Annotated in this window: 6 protein-coding genes; 3 read left to right on the top strand and 3 right to left on the bottom strand. The window is 69.5% G+C overall.

Going from position 1 to position 5,456, the window contains the following annotated elements:
- Positions 1-256: hypothetical protein (locus tag D7Y13_RS37890; protein WP_120630969.1), on the bottom strand; the 256-nt coding region annotated here is incomplete at its 3' end.
- A gap of 71 nt (positions 257-327) precedes the next feature.
- On the opposite strand from D7Y13_RS37890, the gene D7Y13_RS37885 reads away from it, so the two are divergent.
- Positions 328-1,437: an MJ1255/VC2487 family glycosyltransferase gene (locus D7Y13_RS37885; RefSeq protein WP_120538034.1), complete on the top strand. Its 1,110-nt coding sequence runs from the start codon at positions 328-330 to the stop codon at positions 1,435-1,437.
- Between the two features lie 25 nt (positions 1,438-1,462).
- Here the strand turns inward: D7Y13_RS37885 and D7Y13_RS37880 are convergent, their stop codons facing one another.
- Together D7Y13_RS37880 and D7Y13_RS37875 are read right to left on the bottom strand one after the other, a co-directional pair.
- Positions 1,463-2,503, bottom strand: coding sequence for an SDR family NAD(P)-dependent oxidoreductase (locus D7Y13_RS37880; RefSeq protein WP_120538033.1), 1,041 nt, complete (start codon positions 2,501-2,503; stop codon positions 1,463-1,465).
- Between the two features lie 45 nt (positions 2,504-2,548).
- Complete coding sequence (locus D7Y13_RS37875; protein WP_120538032.1) at positions 2,549-3,052, bottom strand: peroxiredoxin family protein; 504 nt, start codon at positions 3,050-3,052, stop codon at positions 2,549-2,551.
- Positions 3,053-3,229: 177 nt separating this feature from the next.
- On the opposite strand from D7Y13_RS37875, the gene D7Y13_RS37870 reads away from it, so the two are divergent.
- Entirely contained in the window at positions 3,230-4,363 is a 1,134-nt protein-coding gene (locus D7Y13_RS37870; protein WP_120538031.1) for an aminotransferase class I/II-fold pyridoxal phosphate-dependent enzyme, read from the top strand.
- A 162-nt stretch (positions 4,364-4,525) separates the two neighbouring features.
- Positions 4,526-5,410: a hypothetical protein gene (locus D7Y13_RS37865; protein WP_120538030.1), complete on the top strand. Its 885-nt coding sequence runs from the start codon at positions 4,526-4,528 to the stop codon at positions 5,408-5,410.
- Positions 5,411-5,456 lie beyond the last annotated feature (46 nt).

Genomic DNA, 5,456 nt, shown 5'->3' with positions numbered 1-5,456 from the left:
GGGTGAGGGCGAAGAGGGCGGCCCCCAGGGCGACGAGCGCGCCCCCGGAGAGTGTCTGCACCCGGCCCAGGTCGCGGTCGGTCTCCCGGGCGAGCTGGCATTCGGGGTCGGACAGGCCCGTGCAGTCGGCGGGGAAGAAGACGCCCTTCGCGCCCCGGGCGAGCAGGAGGAGCCCGCCCAGGAGCAGGCCGGCGACCAACCCGAGCGACGCGGCGCGCAGGAGGGCGGTACCCCGGGAGGAGGGCAGGGCGGTCATGGACGCGAGGCGTAGCACCGACGCGGGTGGGACGGGGCGATGAAGGCCGCTGGCGCGTATGCTTCCGGACCATGCGAATCCTGTACGGGGTCGTCGGCGAGGGGATGGGCCATGCGACGCGCTCGCGCGTGCTGCTCGAAGCGCTGACGAAGGAACACGAGGTCCACATCGTGGTGTCGGGGCGGGCGCAGAGCTACCTGTCCCAGCGCTTCCAGAACGTGCACGGCATCTGGGGCCTGACCATCGCCTACGAGGGGAACTCGGTGAAGAAGTGGCAGACGGTGCTGCAGAACCTGCAGGGCGCCGTGAAGGGCTGGCCGCAGAACGTGCGCCAGTACTTCGACCTGGTGGAGGGCTTCAAGCCGGACGTGGTGGTGAGCGACTTCGAGACGTTCAGCTACCTGTTCGCGAAGAACCACCGGCTGCCCGTCATCAGCGTGGACAACATGCAGGTCATCAACCGCTGCCAGCACGAGCCGTCGCTGCTCGCGGGCCACGAGGAGAGCTTCGAGGCCACGCGCGCCATCGTGAAGGCGAAGCTGCCCGGGGCCTTCCACTACCTGGCGACGACGTTCTTCTACCCGCCCCTGCGCAAGCGCCGCACCACGCTGGCGCCCTCCATCCTCCGGCCGGAGATATTGTCGGCGAAGTCGGAGCGCGGCGAGCACCTGCTGGTGTACCAGACGGCGACGACCAACACGCACCTGCCCGAAATCCTCAAGCAGTCCGGCGTCCCGTGCCGCGTGTACGGCCTGCGCCGCGACCTGAAGGAGGACCTGGTGGATGGCAACCTCACCTACCGGCCCTTCAGCGAGGCGGGCTTCATCGACGACCTGCGCACGGCGCGCGCGGTGGTGGCCGGCGGCGGCTACACGCTGATGAGCGAGGCCGTCTACCTGCACAAGCCGCTGCTGAGCATCCCGGTGGGAGGCCAGTTCGAGCAGGTGCTCAATGCCCTGTACCTGGAGAAGCTGGGGTACGGCATGTATGTGAAGGAATTGAGCCTGGACGCGCTGAAGACGTTCCTCACCCGCGTGCCCGCCTGCGAGGAGGCCCTCAAGGGCTACGAGCAGGATGGGAACGTGAAGATGCTCACCGCGCTCAACGACCAGCTGGCCCAGGCGTACGAGCACCGGGGCCACTGGCGCATGGAGCTGGCGGAGATGGACGGCAAGGCCTGAGGCGTCCGCCCGGGGTGTCCCCTGCCTAGTGCAGGGACACCTCGTTCTCGTTGTTGCGCTCCGCCGCGCGGCGGCTCATCTCCGTGAGCCAGGAGCGGGTGATGGGCGTCTCGCTGTCGCTGCCCCGGTAGCGGTCCGGGTTGCTGTCCTGGGGCAGCAGGCGGTTGACGGCGTCCAGCAGGCGCGCGGTGAGGTTGGGCGCCAGGGCCCGGCCCGCCGTGGCGAGCTTCGCGGGCAGGCCCACCAGGGCCTCCGCGTCCCCGCGCCGGCACGCCTCGATGATTTTGCGCGCCGCGCGCTCGGCGCCCATGGACACGCCCATCGTGGAGTCACTGATGTGGAACCACGCGTATTCCTTCTCGTGGTCGCCCTTGAAGGACGCGTTGCGCGGGCTGCCCGTGCGCATCAGGCCGGGGCACGCCGTCGTCACCTTGATGCCGTCCTGGGCCAGCTCCGTGCGCAGGCCGTCCGACAGGCCCACCAGCGCGAACTTGCTCGCGGAGTACGGCACCAGGTGCGGCACGCTGACCTTCCCGCCAATGGAGGCGATGTTGACGATGCGGCCCTCGCCGCGCCGCTTCATGTCCGACGCCACCGCGAGCGTCGTGTACAGCGGGCCCCACAGGTGAACGTCGATGGCCTCCTCGAAGTCCTCCAGGGTCATGGACTCCAGCGGGCCCACCATGATGATGCCCGCGTTGTTGATGAGCACGTCCACCGCGCCCCAGCGCTCGTGGACCGCGCCCACCATCGCGTCCACCTGCACCTGGTCGCGCACGTCGCACCGGACGGCCAGCACCTCGCCGCCCTCGCGCTCCAGCTCCGCGCGGGCCCGCTGGAGCGTTTCGTTGTCGCGGCCGCAGATGGCCACCCGCGCGCCCTCCTTCAGCAGCAGGCGCGCCATCACCAACCCCAGGCCCCGCGAACCCCCGGTGATGATGACCGTGCGGTCCTTGAAGCTGTAGCGCGGCCGCAGCGCGCGGCCCAGGCCCACGGCCGCGCCGACCCCGGCGGCCAGTGCTCCGAGGGAGAGGCCCTTTCGCTCGGTGTGACGTCGTTCAGCCATGGTGCGACTCCTGAAGGAGAGGGGAGGAAGGGGCGGCCCGGGGCCCTAGGGACTGGCCGGGAGCTGGGCCTCTTCGGCGTCGGAAATCTGACCCGACAGCTCCCGCTCCCCCTCGGGCAGGTTCTTGAGCAGCGCGCGCACGCGGCGCACGGCGTCCTTGCCGCCAATGCGATTCTTCAAGAGCCCATCCGTCCCGAAGAGGAGGAAGGCCGGGTGCTTGTCCACGCCGTACACCCTGGCCATGGAGCCGTCGTCCATCGCGATGGGGTGGCGCAGGCCGTGCTCGCGCGCGAAGCCCTCCACCTTGTTGGTGTCGCGCAGCTCCGTCTCGGAGTGGGTGACGTCCACGCCAATCACCTTCAGCCCTCGCGGCCCGAAGTCCACCACCCACTGGTTCACGGCCTCGAACTGCCCAGCGCAGTCCTCGCAGTCCATGGTCCAGAAGTGCAGGAGGACGGGCAGGCCATCGAGCTCCGAGACGTGGACCGGGGCATTCACCCAGCCGCCATCCGGGTCCAGGAGCTTGAGGGGAATCTTCGTCGAGGCCATGCGAACTCCCTTTGAACTCACCGCGGGGTGGGAAAGCGCTTCAACGGGTCGCGACTCAAGCTATGCATGCGTCTCCGGTTGCTCCCGGCTGCGCGCCCGGCCGCTCGCCTGTCCGGCAAGGCTCACGGGCCCGCTCCGCCCCCGGGCGGGCAGGCGGGCGCCACGCGAGAGGACGTCATGCACATTCCCGACTTCGAGCTGGAGCGGTACTTCGCGCGCTGGGAGTTCGCCGCGCCCTACCTCTTGTGCGCCTCCGACGTGGAGGGCTGGCGCATGGCGGACCTGCTGGCGCTCGCCTCCCCGGAGGACCGGGCGCGGTGGGAGGGCCTGACGCTGGGCTACACCGAAACGTCGGGGCTGCCCGTGCTGCGCGAGGCCGTCGCCGGGATGTACCCGGGCCTCACGCCCGACGACGTCCTCACCTTCGCGGGCGCGCAGGAAGCCCTGTTCGTGGCGATGAACGTCCAACTGGGGCCGGGCACGCACGCCGTCGTCACGTGGCCGGGCTACCAGTCCCTGTACGAGGTGGCGCGCGCCACCGGCGCCCAGGTGACGCTGCTCCCCTTGCGCGAGGAGGACGGCTGGGCGCTGGACCTGGAGGCGCTCAAGGCCGCGCTGCGCCCCGACACGCGCATGGTGGTCGTGAACTTCCCCCACAACCCCACGGGCTCGCTGCCGGACCGCGCCACCTTCCAGGCCCTGTGCGCGCTGTGCGAGGCGAGAGGCATCCCCCTCTTCTCCGACGAGGTGTACCGCCTGCTGGAGTACGACCCCGCGGACACGCTGCCGCCCGCGGCGTCGTGCTTCACGAAGGGCGTGAGCCTGGGCGTGATGTCCAAGGCGTTCGGCCTGGCGGGGCTGCGCGTGGGCTGGCTCGCGTGCCGGGACGCGGAGCTGCTGGCGCGGTGCCGGTCCTTCAAGGACTACACCTCGCTGTGCAACAGCGCCCCCAGCGAGGTGCTGTCCCTCATCGCCCTCAAGGCCCGGGAGCAGGTGCTCGCGCGCAGCCGGGGCCTGCTCACCCGGAACCTCGCGTTGCTGGATGCGTTCTTCGCCCGCCACCCGGAGACGTTCCGCTGGGTGCGTCCGCGCGCCGGCAGCGTCGCCTTCCCCCGTTTGTTGCGAAACATCCCGGTGGGTCGTTTCACCGAAGCACTCATCGCCCGCGAGGGCGTGCTGCTGTTGCCTGGAAACGTGTATGCCTTTGAAGGCAATCACTTCCGTCTGGGCCTGGGTCGCGCCAACCTGCCGGAAGCATTGATACGCCTGGAGCGCTTCGTGAACAGCGGGGTCCTTGATACCCCGGTGTGACATTTCCGGCCGGCGCAATGCGTCAGCTTTTTCTGTAACACCGTGGCTGTCGGCTTATCGCGTTCATTGAAGACAACCCCTAGAGTGGTCGTCCCCTCGCCCGGCCTGCGGCCGTGCGCAAAGCCCTCTCATCCCTCTGGAGAGGCCAGGAGACACACCCCGATGAAGACGCTGATTGGCGCGGCCGTGGCCGCCGCGACGCTGCTGGTGAGCACCGAAGCCGCCGCGACCAACTACACGCTGTGGATCCACGGCAAGAACGGCAACAGCACGAAGGCCGGCAACTACGCGGACTTCAGCTACTGGGGACCGGCGGGCACGGCGGCGGGGGTGAACAAGAAGGCGGTCAACTGGAACGGCACGCAGCGCATCGGGACGGAGAACTACCGGGTCCGCAACGCGCTGGACTGCTTCTGCACGGGCACGAACTGGTGCTACATCGCCGCGCACAGCGCCGGTGACCTGCAGATCGGCTACGCCCTGTCGCTGTACGGCGGCAGCGCGCGCAGCAAGAAGAACGCGACGCCCAACGCCAACGGCGAGTGCGGCAACACGGACGGTTCCACGCAGACGGGCTGGAACATCAAGTGGGTGGACATCGCGTCCGGCGCGGGCGGTGGCAGCGAGCTGGCGGACCACGGCGACTGGGCGGTGAGCGACCCGCTGGTGAGCGACCTGGTCACCACGACGGCGCGCGCCATGTTCAACCACAACACCACGCGCAACGTCTGGTTCTACATGTTCGCCGGCGCCAAGGGGACGGCGTACTCCGGCATCCTCCCCGGCCAGGACGACGAGGCGGTGTCCTACCACTCCACCGGTGGTGTGTCCGGCAGTGGGAACGGGTCCTACTGCAACCCCGGCGACTGGTTCTGCGGCGGCACGCTGAACACGGGCACGGCGGCGTGCAGCGACGGCCGCGCGAAGTGGAGCTTCCACTCCGTCTCCCTGCGCGATGACGGCGAGTCGTACAACCACTACGCCAACGGCAACTGGGGCGGCATCGTCTCCAAGGTGCGCGAGGACGTCGTCACGTACGCGTACTAGACTGACGGCTTCCCCCCGCCCCCTCCGGCGCAGCCCTCACATGACC

Source organism: Corallococcus praedator (assembly GCF_003612125.1).
Lineage (GTDB): Bacteria > Myxococcota > Myxococcia > Myxococcales > Myxococcaceae > Corallococcus > Corallococcus praedator.
The sequence above is the reverse complement of the archived record's forward strand: the minus strand, read 5'-3'. Positions and strand labels throughout refer to the sequence as shown.